This is a genomic window from Thermosporothrix hazakensis (assembly GCF_003253565.1).
GTDB lineage: Bacteria > Chloroflexota > Ktedonobacteria > Ktedonobacterales > Ktedonobacteraceae > Thermosporothrix > Thermosporothrix hazakensis.
Window position 1 is genome coordinate 1 of record NZ_QKUF01000031.1, and the last position, 13,462, is coordinate 13,462.

Annotated in this window: 11 protein-coding genes, 3 tRNA genes and 2 rRNA genes; 8 read left to right on the forward strand and 8 right to left on the reverse strand. The window is 53.2% G+C overall.

Features of this window, described 5'->3' with window-relative positions:
* The 6 genes from EI42_RS26150 to EI42_RS26175 form a co-directional block, all read left to right on the forward strand.
* A 16S ribosomal RNA gene (locus EI42_RS26150) occupies nucleotides 1-256 on the forward strand; the annotation flags it as partial.
* 173 nt (nucleotides 257-429) lie between these two features.
* Nucleotides 430-503: transfer RNA gene (locus tag EI42_RS26155), tRNA-Ile, on the forward strand.
* Nucleotides 504-509: 6 nt separating this feature from the next.
* Nucleotides 510-585: transfer RNA gene (locus EI42_RS26160), tRNA-Ala, on the forward strand.
* Nucleotides 586-622: 37 nt separating this feature from the next.
* Nucleotides 623-739: ribosomal RNA gene (rrf, locus tag EI42_RS26165) — 5S ribosomal RNA — on the forward strand.
* A 36-nt stretch (nucleotides 740-775) separates the two neighbouring features.
* Nucleotides 776-849, forward strand: a tRNA-Ile gene (locus tag EI42_RS26170).
* A gap of 95 nt (nucleotides 850-944) precedes the next feature.
* Nucleotides 945-1,829, forward strand: coding sequence for a CPBP family intramembrane glutamic endopeptidase (locus EI42_RS26175; RefSeq protein WP_111325593.1), 885 nt, complete (start codon nucleotides 945-947; stop codon nucleotides 1,827-1,829).
* Here EI42_RS26175 and EI42_RS26180 read toward each other — a convergent pair.
* Entirely contained in the window at nucleotides 1,816-2,601 is a 786-nt protein-coding gene (locus EI42_RS26180; RefSeq protein ID WP_111325594.1) for a type III pantothenate kinase, read from the reverse strand. The two genes, EI42_RS26175 and EI42_RS26180, sit on opposite strands and share 14 nt — an antisense overlap.
* A gap of 23 nt (nucleotides 2,602-2,624) precedes the next feature.
* A complete protein-coding gene (locus tag EI42_RS26185; protein WP_111325595.1) occupies nucleotides 2,625-3,338 on the reverse strand; it encodes a hypothetical protein in 714 nt (237 codons plus the stop codon).
* Nucleotides 3,339-3,632: 294 nt separating this feature from the next.
* On the opposite strand from EI42_RS26185, the gene EI42_RS26190 reads away from it, so the two are divergent.
* A complete protein-coding gene (locus tag EI42_RS26190; protein ID WP_111325596.1) occupies nucleotides 3,633-7,211 on the forward strand; it encodes a UvrD-helicase domain-containing protein in 3,579 nt (1,192 codons plus the stop codon).
* A 75-nt stretch (nucleotides 7,212-7,286) separates the two neighbouring features.
* Nucleotides 7,287-7,529, forward strand: a complete 243-nt coding sequence (locus EI42_RS26195; RefSeq protein WP_111325597.1) for a DUF2630 family protein — start codon at nucleotides 7,287-7,289, stop codon at nucleotides 7,527-7,529.
* A 54-nt stretch (nucleotides 7,530-7,583) separates the two neighbouring features.
* Here EI42_RS26195 and EI42_RS26200 read toward each other — a convergent pair whose 3' ends face one another.
* The 6 genes from EI42_RS26200 to EI42_RS26220 all read right to left on the reverse strand — a co-directional run bounded on the left by EI42_RS26200 (nucleotide 7,584) and on the right by EI42_RS26220 (nucleotide 13,136).
* Complete coding sequence (locus EI42_RS26200; RefSeq protein WP_111325598.1) at nucleotides 7,584-8,327, reverse strand: lysophospholipid acyltransferase family protein; 744 nt, start codon at nucleotides 8,325-8,327, stop codon at nucleotides 7,584-7,586.
* On the reverse strand, nucleotides 8,324-9,004 hold the full coding sequence (gene cmk, locus EI42_RS26205) for a (d)CMP kinase (RefSeq protein WP_211326350.1): 681 nt from the start codon (nucleotides 9,002-9,004) through the stop codon (nucleotides 8,324-8,326). The genes EI42_RS26200 and cmk overlap by 4 nt, the downstream gene beginning before the upstream one ends.
* Before the next feature lie 85 nt (nucleotides 9,005-9,089).
* Nucleotides 9,090-9,848 (reverse strand): pseudouridine synthase, encoded by a 759-nt coding sequence (locus EI42_RS26210; RefSeq protein ID WP_111325600.1) that lies wholly within the window; start codon nucleotides 9,846-9,848, stop codon nucleotides 9,090-9,092.
* A complete protein-coding gene (locus tag EI42_RS26215; RefSeq protein ID WP_111325601.1) occupies nucleotides 9,845-10,972 on the reverse strand; it encodes a DUF2851 family protein in 1,128 nt (375 codons plus the stop codon). Before EI42_RS26215 ends, EI42_RS26210 begins: the two co-directional genes overlap by 4 nt.
* Entirely contained in the window at nucleotides 10,965-11,096 is a 132-nt protein-coding gene (locus EI42_RS34505; RefSeq protein WP_281278955.1) for a hypothetical protein, read from the reverse strand. Before EI42_RS34505 ends, EI42_RS26215 begins: the two co-directional genes overlap by 8 nt.
* An 18-nt stretch (nucleotides 11,097-11,114) precedes the next feature.
* Nucleotides 11,115-13,136 carry a copper resistance CopC/CopD family protein gene (locus EI42_RS26220; RefSeq protein ID WP_111325602.1) on the reverse strand — a complete coding sequence of 674 codons (2,022 nt, stop codon included), beginning with the start codon at nucleotides 13,134-13,136 and terminating at the stop codon, nucleotides 11,115-11,117.
* Between the last annotated feature and the right edge of the window lie 326 nt (nucleotides 13,137-13,462).

A 13,462-nucleotide genomic window follows, 5' to 3' on the forward strand; every position in this document is an offset into this window, starting at 1 on the left:
CCCGGTCTCAGTTCAGATTGCAGGCTGCAACCCGCCTGCATGAAGTCGGAGTTGCTAGTAACCGTAGGTCAGCACACTACGGTGAATACGTTCCCGGGTCTTGTACACACCGCCCGTCACACCACGAAAGTCGGCAACACCTGAAGCCGCTGGGCTAACCTCATTGAGGAGGCAGGCGTCGAGGGTGGGGTCGGTGATTGGGGTGAAGTCGTAACAAGGTAGCCGTACCGGAAGGTGCGGCTGGATCACCTCCTTTCTAGGGAGTACAGGATGAGGGATGCAAGAGACGGCATCACACAAGACTCATCCGATCCCAGGTCGATACTTACCTTCAGGTAAGTGAAACCTGCAAAGCTTATCCAGGTGGAATACTTGGCGGCTTGGCCTTACCACTCTTGAGTTGTTAACAATCTTGGTGCTTTCGTTCACGGGCTTTTAGCTCAGGTGGTTAGAGCGCAGTCCTGATAAGACTGAGGTCCCTGGTTCGAGTCCAGGAAGGCCCATTGCCCGGGGATGTAGCTTAGCTGGAAGAGCGCCGCCTTTGCACGGCGGAGGTCAGGGGTTCGAATCCCCTCATCTCCACCAGGAGATAAATTCTCCACCCGTTTGTATATGCGGGTGGAGCGGTGATTATCGCGAAAGGGTTCCACCCGTTCCCATCCCGAACACGGTAGTTAAGCCTTTCAGCTCCGACGATACTTGGCGGGCAGCCGCCTGGGAAAATAGGACATTGCCGCTCCGCCCGCCTATACAGGCGGATTTTATCGCTATAAGCGGGCTTTTAGCTCAGGTGGTTAGAGCGCAGTCCTGATAAGACTGAGGTCCCTGGTTCGAGTCCAGGAAGGCCCATTTTTCATTTTTGGCTTTTCCTCTCTCTACTCGTTTCCCTCACCTCTGTATCCTATCTATAAAAGATGTGCTACTTGTAGATAGGGAGAATAGACATGCCCCGGGTTACTGAAAATCGCCTTTTCCGTTTGCTTCATCTGGCGCGGCGTCCCACTCCCTGGTGGCTGGCCCTGATCCTGATTATTCTGGCGATTCCTCTGGTGCAAATTCTGGGGGCGCTTCTGGCGGGTTTTGTGCTCTATGGGCTCGGCGTGCGCTCGATCGGTGGGATACAACGGCTTACTGTTCCTGGCTCACTCTTCAGCCTCATTGCATCCCTCTTCACTTTCGGCTTACCCCTTTTTCTGCTGTGGATCTGGGTTCGCTGGTACGAGAAAAGACCGTTCTGGGCGCTTGGCTTTGAGTGGCGCAGAGGAGTATGGCGCAAGCTCCTTTTTGGTCTGCTGATTGGCCTGGTGGCCGCGTTGATAAGCGGCTATGCCGCCTATGCACTGGGCCTGGTTCGCGTGCTTGGAGGGCTCAGTCAGCCGTTCTCGGCGGCGTTGCTGCTTGCCTTTCTCGTTCAGTTGCTTTCCTATGTGATACAGTCCTCAGCCGAAGAGATTGAGATTCGAGGCTGGCTCTTTCCGTTGCTTGGTCGCCATTTCGGGGTGCTGACAGGTCTACTGCTTCAGGCGCTGGTCTTTTTGTTTATTCATAGTCTCAATGAAGCACTCTCTCCGCTCTACCTGCTATTTACCCTGGTTTTTGGTGTTTTTGCTGGCCTCTACGTGCTTTATGAGGGGAGTTTATGGGGAATCTGTGCACTGCATACCATGTATAATTTTGTACAGTTTATCCTTTTTCTGGAGTGGATGCGTTTGCGTCCGATTGCGGATCCCAACATTCTGGATATCGTGACTATTCCGGTCTGGCTTATCGGCATTGTGATCCTGGGCTTTTTGCTGAGTCGCAGGCGACCCACTCTCAGGGGAGGTTAAGCAGTGTGTAGGCAATTCGCAGACCTTCCAGGGGCAGAAATTGATTGATATGCTGAATTTCCGGGATGAAGGGGGCAATACTGTGTACGAGCCCGCCATGCGCTATGATGTTAACCTGACTTTCGTCGGTAACATCTGGAATCTCAGCTCGAAGCCGCTTGATCAGTCCCTGTACCAGCCCTGCATGACCATAGATAATCCCGGACTGCATGTTTTCAATAGTGTTTTTGCCGATGGCATGTCTGGGCGGGCGAAGCTCTATCCGAAAGAGTTTGGCCGCTGCGCTGCTCAGCGCTTCTGCTGAGATCATCAGACCCGGGGCAATCGCACCGCCTAAAAAGCTGCCATCGCCTCCCACAACATCGAAGGTGGTGGCAGTGCTGAACGCGATCACAATTGAGGGTCCTCGATACAGATGGTGAACTGCCAGCGCTGTGACGATACGATCCGCACCCAGTTCCTGTGGGTTATCAATACGCAGCGTGATACCAAGATCAAGGTCAGGGGTGATGATGCAGGCTTCTTGCTGGCAATAACGTTGAGCTAGCTCCTGAAAAACCGGTGTAAGGGGAGGAACAACGCTGGCAAGCACAATCGCATTGATATCGGTAAAAGAATACCCGACATGCCGGAGGAGATTGTTAAGCAACATCGCATACTCATCTGTGGTGCGCTGTTGCACCGTGGAAATCACCCAGTGCTGTTTCATGACATCACCGAGGTATATTCCAAGTTTGATGTTGGTATTGCTGACGTCGATAGCAAGAAGCATATCGGGTATTTTTCTTCTCTGGTCTATTTTTCTGCTTTGATTTCCTCTGCCTCTTCCCGCTTTTCCTCTTCGTCTTCCTTTGGCGCGTATTTGTTCAGCGCTTCGCCGATTTCTGCGGGGTCGCCGTATGTCTCATCTTGCAGGACCACATGGGTCTTGTTGGTGCGGTCATCAAGGAATGCCAGTGTGAGTGGAGTACGCATGCGTTTCCGGCGCCATTTGCGCCCTTCCTTCGTCCAGGCTCGCCCGAAGATCAGGGTCACAATGGTGTCTCCCATATTTGGCATCTGACGCACGCTGGTGATATCGTCTTCGGTGACCTTGCGAGGCGGTTTGCGTAGGCCACGTACTGTCACGTAGCGGATATGCTGTGTCGGGACATGGATGATCTTGCTGCCTTTCTGCTGGACGAAGCTTTCTGGCGTGATCACAATGAGATGCTTGTCATGTTCTTTCAGGCGAATCGCATCTGTAATGAAGGTCCAGAGGCTTCCCAGGCCGATAAACAGAAAAATGGCGAAAAGTAAAAGGGTAAATAGTATCAGGATAATACCACGTTGAAAATTAGAGGGAACGACGAGCTGATAAACCAGCGCAAAAAGGCCAAAACCGATAATGGTGCCAAATGCCCAACCGATCAGGCCAATAATGACCTTATTTTTCTGAAGCGGGTAGACATGCCAGTCTTCTGGCACCTCTTCTGTTTTGGCGAGTCTCAGGATCTCCTCTGCTTGCATGTATACTCTCCTTTGTCACTTGCTTGGTGCCATTTCTCTATTATTCGCCCTATTATACCAGACAGGATAGCTGAAAGGTATACACGATAATCTACCTTGAATTACGTTCATGACTGGTAAATATTCACCCTGTTTTTACCCGGTAGCGAAGAAATGAAGTCAATTGGCGCTCTGGCCCCCTCTTTTCCCTATAGAAAGAGGTACCAGAATACGCTATAATAAAGCGTGCTCTGGAATAATATGTATGGAGTGTCCCCGTAACGCTGTTCGTGTAGCAGAAGTTGCTTTATTGCTATGGATAATCAATTACATGCGCTCGCTGAAGCGGCGGCCCGTCTTCTTCTTCAGCAATTCCGTCGAGAAAACACGCACTGGACCGATGATTGCACGCCTCTGGATGACCTTGTTGAGTGGCTCGACCTCTCTGTTGCGACCTTCTATCCTGGCGACGAACCAGAAGGGACATATGGCTATGTGGATGCCGATGAGGACGAGCAACTGATCTGGCTGTGCCGCGATATGCCGGAAACTCTGCGTCGCTTTACGCTTGCCCATGAGCTTGGCCATGTCGTACTGCATTGTCGCCATGAGGGAAGGATTCAAAAGCTCATGGCCCCGCTCAGGGAACAAATTGCTCACTTTCATCTCCCCGCACTTTCTCGTAATGATCCCTGTCAGGAGCAGGATGTCACTGATGCACTGGCCGGGCAGGATCTGCTACATGATACCGTCGGTATGGAATATGACCCACGCAGTCAGCGTGAGCTGGCCGCGAACCTTTTTGCGGCTGAACTGCTGATGCCGCTTGAGCGTGTGCGTACGCTCTATATTCAGGAGCAGGTAGCCCCTCAGACGTTGGCGGCTCGATTTGGAGTCTCAACCGGAGCGCTCTTGAATCGGTTGGCTGAGCTGATGCAAGAACCTATCATTGAGCCTGCTTCACCGGGAGAAACCGCAGCTTCTACAGCCGCAAAGAAGCGCTATGATGAGTTTCAGCAGGCCGCCATTCAGGCCGCGACCCCTGCTCTGGTTGTGGCCGGTCCCGGGAGCGGAAAGACAAGTACATTGATCGGACGCGTTGACTATCTTGTGCAGACGCTGCGGGTGCCACCTCAGGCTATTCTGGCGCTGACCTTCTCGCGCAAGGCGGCGCAGGAGATGGAAGAGCGCGTTCGGTTGTTGCTTGGCCCATCGGCACAGATCCCGAAAATGAGTACCTTTCACGCGTTTTGTGCGGAGCTTTTACGTGAGTATGGAACCCTCGTCGGTCTGCGCTCCGATTTTATGCTGATTGATGAGGCTGAGGGGTATTTCCTTTTGCGTCAGCAGGCCGGTCAGTTGCATTTGCGCCACTATATGAGTCCGCAGAATCCGGCCCACTCGTTCCCCGATATGCTTCAGGCAATATCGCGGGCAAAAGATGAGCTTGTTTCACCCGCCGAGTATCAACAACTGGCGCAGAGCATGCTGGCACAGGCTCAAGATGAAGAGGCAAAGGAACAGGCTGAAAGAGCGCTGGAAGTGGCTCGGCTCTATGAGCTCTATGAGGCGGCACTGGCTCGTCGAGGCGATACCGATTTTGGCGGTCTGATTATGCTGACAGTGCGCCTGCTACGCGAGCATCCTGCTGTGTTACGAGAACAGCAGAACAAATATCAGCATATTCTGGTGGATGAGTTTCAGGATATCAACCGCGCAAGTGGCGTGCTGCTTCGTGTACTGGCGGGTGAGACGCGTAATGTCTGGGTGGTAGGTGATGCCAATCAGGCTATTTATGGGTTTCGAGGGGCATCGCCGGCAAATATCAGCAAGTTCGAGACAGATTTTCCGGGAGCAAGCATTCTGCCGTTAAGCCGCAATTATCGTTCGCGCCCTGATCTGGTAGCTATTGCTGAGTCATTCCGTTGTTTACAGCTTGAACTGGGGCAAGAGCCCGGCAAGAATCAGCCAGTCCGTCTCACACATCCCGGTACCTCGGTTGAACTGGCAAAGGCGACGAATGAGGCGAGTGAGCTTGCAGGAATTGTGCAGGACATTCAGCGCAAGCTTGAGCAGGGCTATACCTATAAGGATATCATGGTACTCTGTCGGACTCGGGCATTGGCTCGGAAGGTGACGAGCGCTTTGCTGGCGGCAGGTCTACCTGTGTTGGAGCAGAATGGAGTGTTGGAGCAGCCGCATTGTAAGAATGTGCTGGCGGTTCCTCTGTTATTGCTGAATGAGAGCGGTATGGGTATTATTCGCGCTTCCCTGCTTCCGGCGCATCCTCTTGATGCAAAAGATAAAGAGGCGCTGATCCTTGCTGCCCGTGAACAGAAGAAGAAGCTTTCGCAGATGCTCTTTAATGGGGAAATTCCTTCGACGGTGAGCCCGGTTGGGGCGCTCTCTTTACAGCGCCTGTCCGAAATTCTTCAGTCGTTACAGCATGCCCCCGATATCTGGACCTTGCTTGCGCAGTATTTGTTGCTGGAAACAGGAATAGTGCGCGATCTGCTTATACGCAATGATGAGCAGGCTAAAGCGTTCTTGTACGATTATGCGTCGTTGTTGCAGATGGCACGCCATTTTGATTTGCAACAACAGGCTCGTCTCAGGTTATTGGCCGAAGAGGAGAAAGAGGCCGAATTACCACCACTGGAAGAGCGTATCCGAGCCTTTTTTGACTATCTGCGGCTCCTGGTCCTGTTGCGTCAGGACGGTGCGAAACGCGAGCAGGCAGATGGAGAGGAAGCGAACGCCAATATTATTCGCGTGATGACGGTGCACGCGAGTAAGGGGCTGGAATTCCCTGTTGTCTATATGCCGGGATTGGCGCAGTATCGGTTCCCCCTGATGTATACGTCGGTTGCAGTGCCTGCGCCTGCTGGTATGTTGCCTCCCGATTGTGAGGGCCGAGCAGCCCATGAGAGTGGCGAGTCCTGCCTGTTCTATGTTGGCGTTACGCGGGCCCGCGACCAGCTTATTTTGAGCTATAGTGAGCGCTATGGGAAACGTGCCTATAAACGTTCACTGTTTCTTGATGCGTTGGAGGCTGGTTTGCCCGCTGACAGGATCACAAAAAAAGTCTGGGATAGCGTCAAGGCGGATCACGGATGGGCTCCAGACGAAGCCTATGCTCCAACGCCGGGGCAGGACTTTTTGCAACGGATGAAGCCGCATGAGTTATACGCGTCCGCGTTAGAGGCTTATCAACGCTGCCCACGTCAATATCTGTATCAGCACATCTATCGGTTCGAGGAAGAGACGTCGTCCTATCAACGCTTTTGGCGTGCTGCCCAAAAAGCTGTAGAGGAGCTTCGTCAGCGCATAGAGCAAGAGGCTGACTGGTTCCCTGATGAAGAAGCGGCGCGTCAGCTCTATCTGCGCTACTGGCAGGAACAGGAAGGAGAGCAAGCGCCTTTCGCTGCCTACTATCGGGAACATGGCTTTGAGGTGGTCGAGAAAGAGCGGCGTATCCTGGCTGCCAGAAAGCAGAATGCCTTGAAGGTGCATGAACGCTTTCATGTCGAGATCGCGGGCCGACCGGTGCGCGTGGCTGTTGATCGAATCTCCACGTCTTCTGATCCCTCCAAGCGCGTCGCATTTGAACGAGTGCGAATGGGCAAGCGAAAGAGCAAACCAACCCCGGACACCCGGGAACTGCTTTATACGCTGGCTTCGCGGCAATTATATCCTGATGAGCCTGTTGAACTTGTGAGCCGAAACCTCTCAACCGGTGAGACGGAGCCTATCAGGCTGACTGCACGCAAAGAAAAGGCTCTGATGGAAGAGGCCGAGAAGAGCGTTCAGGCGCTTGAACAGGATCTCTATCCGCCTCGGCCTGACGCACGGCGTTGTCCGGGCTGCCCCTTCTTCTTTATCTGTCCTGAGTGAATACGAAATAGAAAGTCAATCGTATCTGTTGTAGAAGATATCGGGTTGAATAAACGAAAGAAGGGTGATATTACGATGGATGATCAGGATATCTTGAAGCAAATCAGTAAGCTGGTCGATGAAGAGCATGCCCTGTTACAGCGAGCTGAGAAAGGCCAACTTCAAGGAGATGAGCGTCAGCGAGTTGATGATCTGAAGGTACGGCTTGATCAGTGCTGGGACCTCTTGCGCCAGCGCCGGGCTCGCCGCGATTTCGGTATGAATCCTGATGATGCGCAGGTTCGAGATCGAAATATTGTGGAACACTATAAACAATAAGCGCAAAAAAGATCCAGCCCCTGAATGTGGACTGGATTTTTTTTCTATATGCTTTTATGACTCTTTTACTACGGGCGGCTGATCGCCATAGTAGCCCCGATACTGAGGGGGGAGCATTTCAGCGATTTTGAGCATGACGGTTTCGGTTGCTTCCTCGATATCTTCACGCGTCATTTTCGCTCCCTTTGGCTTCAAATGCAGCGGCTCACCATATGAAATAGTCACTTCTGCGCCGAACTTCTTCAGCACATTTTCACTGCCCCATATGGCGACAGGAAGGACGGGAACACCTGCCCGAAGCGCGATCATGCCAAGCCCGTTGAATGCCTTGCCCAGTGCCCGGGATTTACTGCGTGTCCCTTCCGGGAAAATAACAAAGACCTTGCCCTTCTGAAGCTGCTCACCGGCGGCGCGAATGGCCTGGCGATCCGCCCAGTTCCGTTTGACCGGGAAGGCGCCTAGAAATCGAACCAGCCAACCAAGTTTGCTATAGAAAAGTTCTTCTTTTGCCATATAGACGACGCGCCCGGGAACGTGCAGCGGTACCAGGGGAACATCTGTCCAGGAGAGATGGTTTGAGACGATGATATAGGGTCCTTTTCTGGGGATGTTGTACCGTCCACGGATGCGTATACGGGCGATCAGGTGTAGCACCACAATAGCAATGACTCGGAGCAGTTCATACAGAGGACGTGGAGTAACGTAGGGCTCGTACAAGTTTTTCTGTTTCTCTGTTTTCTCTTGCTTCTTCTGCGTGGGTTGTGGATCTTGCTGTTGCTCTTGTCGATCCGCGCTCATACTTTTTCCTCCACGTACTGACAGATGGTGTCAAGCACCTGTTCAATATTGAGATGATCGGTATCGACGATAATTGCATCCGGCGCGGGACGCATATTTGCTTGATCGTCTTGATCCCGCTTCTCGACATCCTGCATCACTTCTTCAAAGCTTGGGAGTGCAGGATTATGTTCTCCCATGCGCTCGACCATTTCTGCATAGCGGCGACGGGCTCTTTCGTGCAGGCTGGCGGTTAAATAAAGTTTCAGTTCTGCATCGGGTAGGACTATTGAGCCAATATCGCGCCCCACCATGACGATCTGTCCCTTACTTGCGATGGCGCGTTGTTGCTGGATCAGCACACGGCGCACTTCTGGATGGCCCGCAACAGTAGAGACAGCACGACCTACCTGGCTGGTGCGAATATCCCAGGTGATGTCGCGTCCGTGTACGGTTACGGTATACTGGCGACCATCAGCGATCTGGGGCTTGCTGATAACGATATCTGCTTTCTCTGCCAGTTCTCCCAGAGCTGCCCCATTGTTGAGGTCCATTCCCCTGTGTAAAGCCAGCCAGGCGACTGCTCGATACATTGCGCCTGTATCGCAATAAAGATAGCCTAGCCTTCGGGCTAGATGCTCGCCTACTGTGCTTTTGCCTGCGCCTGCTGGCCCATCTATAGCTATGCGTCCTGGCACGTGCTTGTATCCTCCACTTGTCGTAAACATACTGGGAAGGATTATATCATATCGAGACAGAGAAGATAGATACTCGCAAAGGTGTTCAGGGCTGCCGAAGAAGATCCCGTATCTCCGTTTCTGTCAGATGGCGCCAGTGGCCTGAGCTTACCCCTTTAAGGGTAAGCTTCCCGATCCCTACTCGCTTGAGGCGAATTACCGGGTGTCCTACCGCATCGAGCATCCGGCGAATCTGGCGTTTGCGTCCCTCTCGGAGCGTGATTGCAAGGCGGCTGACCCGCCCCTGAGTTTCGCGCAGCCGTACCCGGGCAGGAGCGCTTGTATACATGCGTCCATCATCCTCAAGGAAGGCAACTCCTTGTTCCAGCCGCTGTATTGTCTGTGCGTCTGGTATCCCTTTGACATATGCCTCATAATGCTTCTCTTTTGAGTATCGGGGATGCGTCAGACGTTGTGCAAAGTCCCCATCATTGGTCAGCAGGAGCAGGCCGCTGGTTTCACGGTCCAGGCGCCCAACCGGGTAGAGGCGCTGCGTACGCAGTTCGGGTGGAAGTAGATCAAGCACCGTCGGGCGTCCTTCGGGATCAGAAACCGTGCTGACATAGCCCATCGGTTTATGCAAGAGCAGATAGAGGTGCTGTGTTCGGGCGTGTATCTCCTTATTATCGACATAGATACGATCGCGCTCGGGATCGACCTTGACGCCTTGCGTGGAGATGACCGTTTCATTGACACGTACTCGGCCCGCGGCGATCAGTTCTTCTGCTTTGCGGCGAGAGGCCACGCCCGCACGGGCCAGAAAGCGGGCCAGGCGTTCTCCCTCCTGTGGTTGTGGCTTATTCATAGATATTTGCTTGCAATACACTCCTCACAACGTTTCTGCTGACAGGTTTCACGATAGATATAGTGTAGCCCTTGCTGCTGGCAGGCGCCTATCGGTTCGGCACTCAGCCGCAGTTGGCGGCGCATCCGCCGGGTGATATGGTTTGAGACCAGACCGGGGTACTCACTATAAAGCATTTCAACCCGATTGTACAGACTGTGCAGATCATCCAGATTATTCAACTGCTCTTGCTGTTCCAGCAGGGCAACCGCCCCGGCAAATGGCAGGATCACATTACAGATGATGATATCGGCTCGGGTCTGGCTGATTCCCTCCTGACAGAAGATCTGTCGCAGGCTGGATCGAAGCCTTGCGAATGGCTGCTCGAGCACAGACGCGAATTGCGCCCAGGCCCCCGACTCCTGCCATTGTACTATCAGATGTTGGAGTCCCTGTAAACGCTGTTGATCGAGCTGCGCAGGGTGCTCAGAGGCCGGGTATGGAATGCGCGTCTGCTGCTGAAGAAGTACATGACCGAGCGCACGAAACATCTGGCGATCCCGCCCATATCCCAGACTTTCGGCAATGGCGGGAATCAGCAGGGTGTCATAATCTTCCTGTTCGCGGAGCTGCTCGATAAAGTGCTGTACTCGCTGCTCAAAGCGAAGCAGACCTGCCGTCCTGAATAAACGATGCTGTTCCTCCCGGGAAAGCTGTGGTATGGTTTGCTGACAGGGCCAGAGTGGGCTGTGCTGCGTTCCCGGCTGCTGTGGGATATCGGCCAAACTACAGGTCGGGATATGTTGCCCGTCTTGCCGCTGTACCGGCTCAGCCAGATCACAGACCTGCACAATATGCAGGATCACCCGGTTATAGCGAATGTCATCCTGATGCCGATGCGCGTACCAATCGCTGGCGCGAAGATGAAACTCGGCATCGCCGTAGAGCGGTGAGCCTGTGACATCTTTCAGTACAATGTCACGGACATCGGGGCCGGCTGATGTGCCAATATAGCCCGCGAAGTGGAGATGATAGATGCTTCCATCCTGCAACAGCAGTCGGGTGCCCTGCGGCAGACTCCACCAGTGCTTTGCCAGTTCCTGTTCAACCGAATGGCGCTCGCACAGGAGTAACGGTTTATCCATGTGTGTGCCCGGATTGGCCGGCCTTCTGGGGGGCCTGCCGAATGGCCTGTCTGATGGCTTCCTCGGTGATCTGTACGACAAGACGTGCCTCTCGGGCACGCTGAAGCTGTTGTTCCTGCATCATTCCATCTCCTCTCCGAAATCAGGGTAGCGTTACCTGAAACGTGGTTTGAAGCGGTTGCTGTCCGGGTCGCTGAATGTGAACCGTGATTGCCCAGACACCAGACATATCAAAGGTGGTGCCCTTTTCAAATACGGCGACATAGAGCGGATTCCCGCTCTTGACACTTGCACGGGTTGTTCCCATATCCATTGCAATCATATTCAGTTGTAACTGGATCTGTGCGTCTGTAACGGCCGCGCCGTTGGCGTCATTCAGTGCCAGCACGATGCTGTTTGTGGCGTTCACCTTGCCGGGAAGTACCTGAAGCGTTACCGAGAGATCGCCTACCTGCTGTGTGATCGGGCCCGTTGCGTTGCTCCCAGAAGGAGATACAGCAGTTCCCGGCTGATTGGCGGGAAAGACGATCGGGGGCGCATAAAAGGTCAATAGGGCCAGGCAAAGAAACATACTGCCGCCCAGAATAATTTGTGTATAGATTGTTTGTCTGAGAGTCCGTTCCGTGTTTTGCAGCGCGGATTGACGGGCTTTCTTGGCCGGGAGCTCTGCTTTGACGACCGGTACGAGTCGCGCCTGTCGCGCCATTTTAGGGAGCACCTGATAGAGCGCGTAGGCTCCACTTGCCAGCAGCAACAGGAACAGCAGCGCTTCGACCAGCAGTGTGCGCCCATATGGGTCACCAAAGAGCTCCTGCATGCCTGGAATCGCTGTTTCGGCCAGAAAGATACCACTAACAAGGAAAATGCCAATACAAGCTTTATGATATGGTGCCATGCAGCGCTGAACTGTGTTCAGTAGCTGTTGATGGTCGCTATCAATATTCGGCAACAGAATCAGGCCAAGATAGGCCAGACCACCAAGCCAGACACAGAGCGCCGCCAGAAATAGCCACTCGAAGATAATCACGCTGAAGTGCGGTCGTAGCACCTGAACGGCATCGCTTGATAGAACGTAGGCCAGCAAGAACAGGCCAATCAGTACAAGCCAGAATATCGTTTGCCATGACAGCATGCGCGCCTGCGGATGGTTGAGTGCGGCTTTATCTGGCTCGTTGCCGGAGGGCTTCAATCCTGGCTGTGAGGGCGTTTTTAACGCTCCATGTCGGGGCTCGCTTGTGGTAGAACGCATGCCTCCCGGATTGGATGCGGCCTTCTTTGGGCGCACGACCGGAGCGGTCACCGTGTTTTTGTGCGTCCAGTATAGAAAGCCCATTGTACAGAGCGTCAGCAGTAGTTGCGCGATCAGGAAGCGGCCATAATTACTCTGGAGCAGAAGCCCGAGGGAGGTGTTGGCCGTTATCCCTGTCTGAAGCTGTTGCGTCATCTGAATCAGACGAAGCAGAAACGAGACGAGCTCGCTAAAGAGAAGCAAAAACAGGCAGAGCCACTGAAACGAAGTACTCTTCTCGCGCACTCGCTCCAGCAGGTCGTGAAGCGCCTGTCTGGGCTGCAAAATCAGGTGTTCGGTGATAACAATGCCTATCCAGAGAGCAAGTCCCAGGAGCATCAGCCAGTCCCAGACAATACCAAGAAGAGCAGTCGGGGTGAAGACCCGAGAACCATCTGTGCCATAGAGATTATTGCTGCTCTCGGGGCCAACCACAACGGTTCCTGTGACTCCGGTGCTGGAAAAGCCTACATTAAAGCCAATGATGCCATTGGTAGTATGCCCATCTCCATTGGCGACAGCGGTCCAGAGAATCTCATAGCTCCCTTTCGGCTGCTTTTCGGGCGCTTGCACGGGGATATTGAGCTGTCTGGGATTGGTCGATGAAATACTGCTCTCACCCTCGGTAATGTCAACAAGGGTGTTATTCTGGATCGAATAGACTCGGGCACGGCTGAGCGGGCTGAGGTCGGCGTTGAAGTAAATATGCGCGACCGTGGGTACCTTCTCGATGGTGGAGCCATCAATTGGATCTGAGCCAATAACAAAGCTATGGGCGGAAGCCGAAAGAGGAGGTACAAAGAAGCATGCGCCTGCTAAGACGGCCACTCCCAGGATAAGGACAGAAATGATTCGTAAGAGTCTTCGTGGTTGCATGAACGCTCTACATCTCTAGCGATTTCGTTATGTATTGATACATAGCATACGCGCCTGATAATTTCTTTCACAGTGTCTGTTTGCTGGTGACATCTCGATTGCCTGGAGCCGGAAGACAGCAGCTATGGTTCAGGTATGCGGTCTACTGTCTTCGTGATTGTACTGGAATTGGATTATGATTGTTATTGTGATTGTACATCAGCGCTGTGCTGCTAGCAATACATTGCTGACAATGAATGGAGATCTTCGAGAGAGAAGATGCCTTTTGCGCCTGTCCTTTGTCGGGCTAACGAATGTCGCTCTGTGGTTGGAGATTCGACACAAAA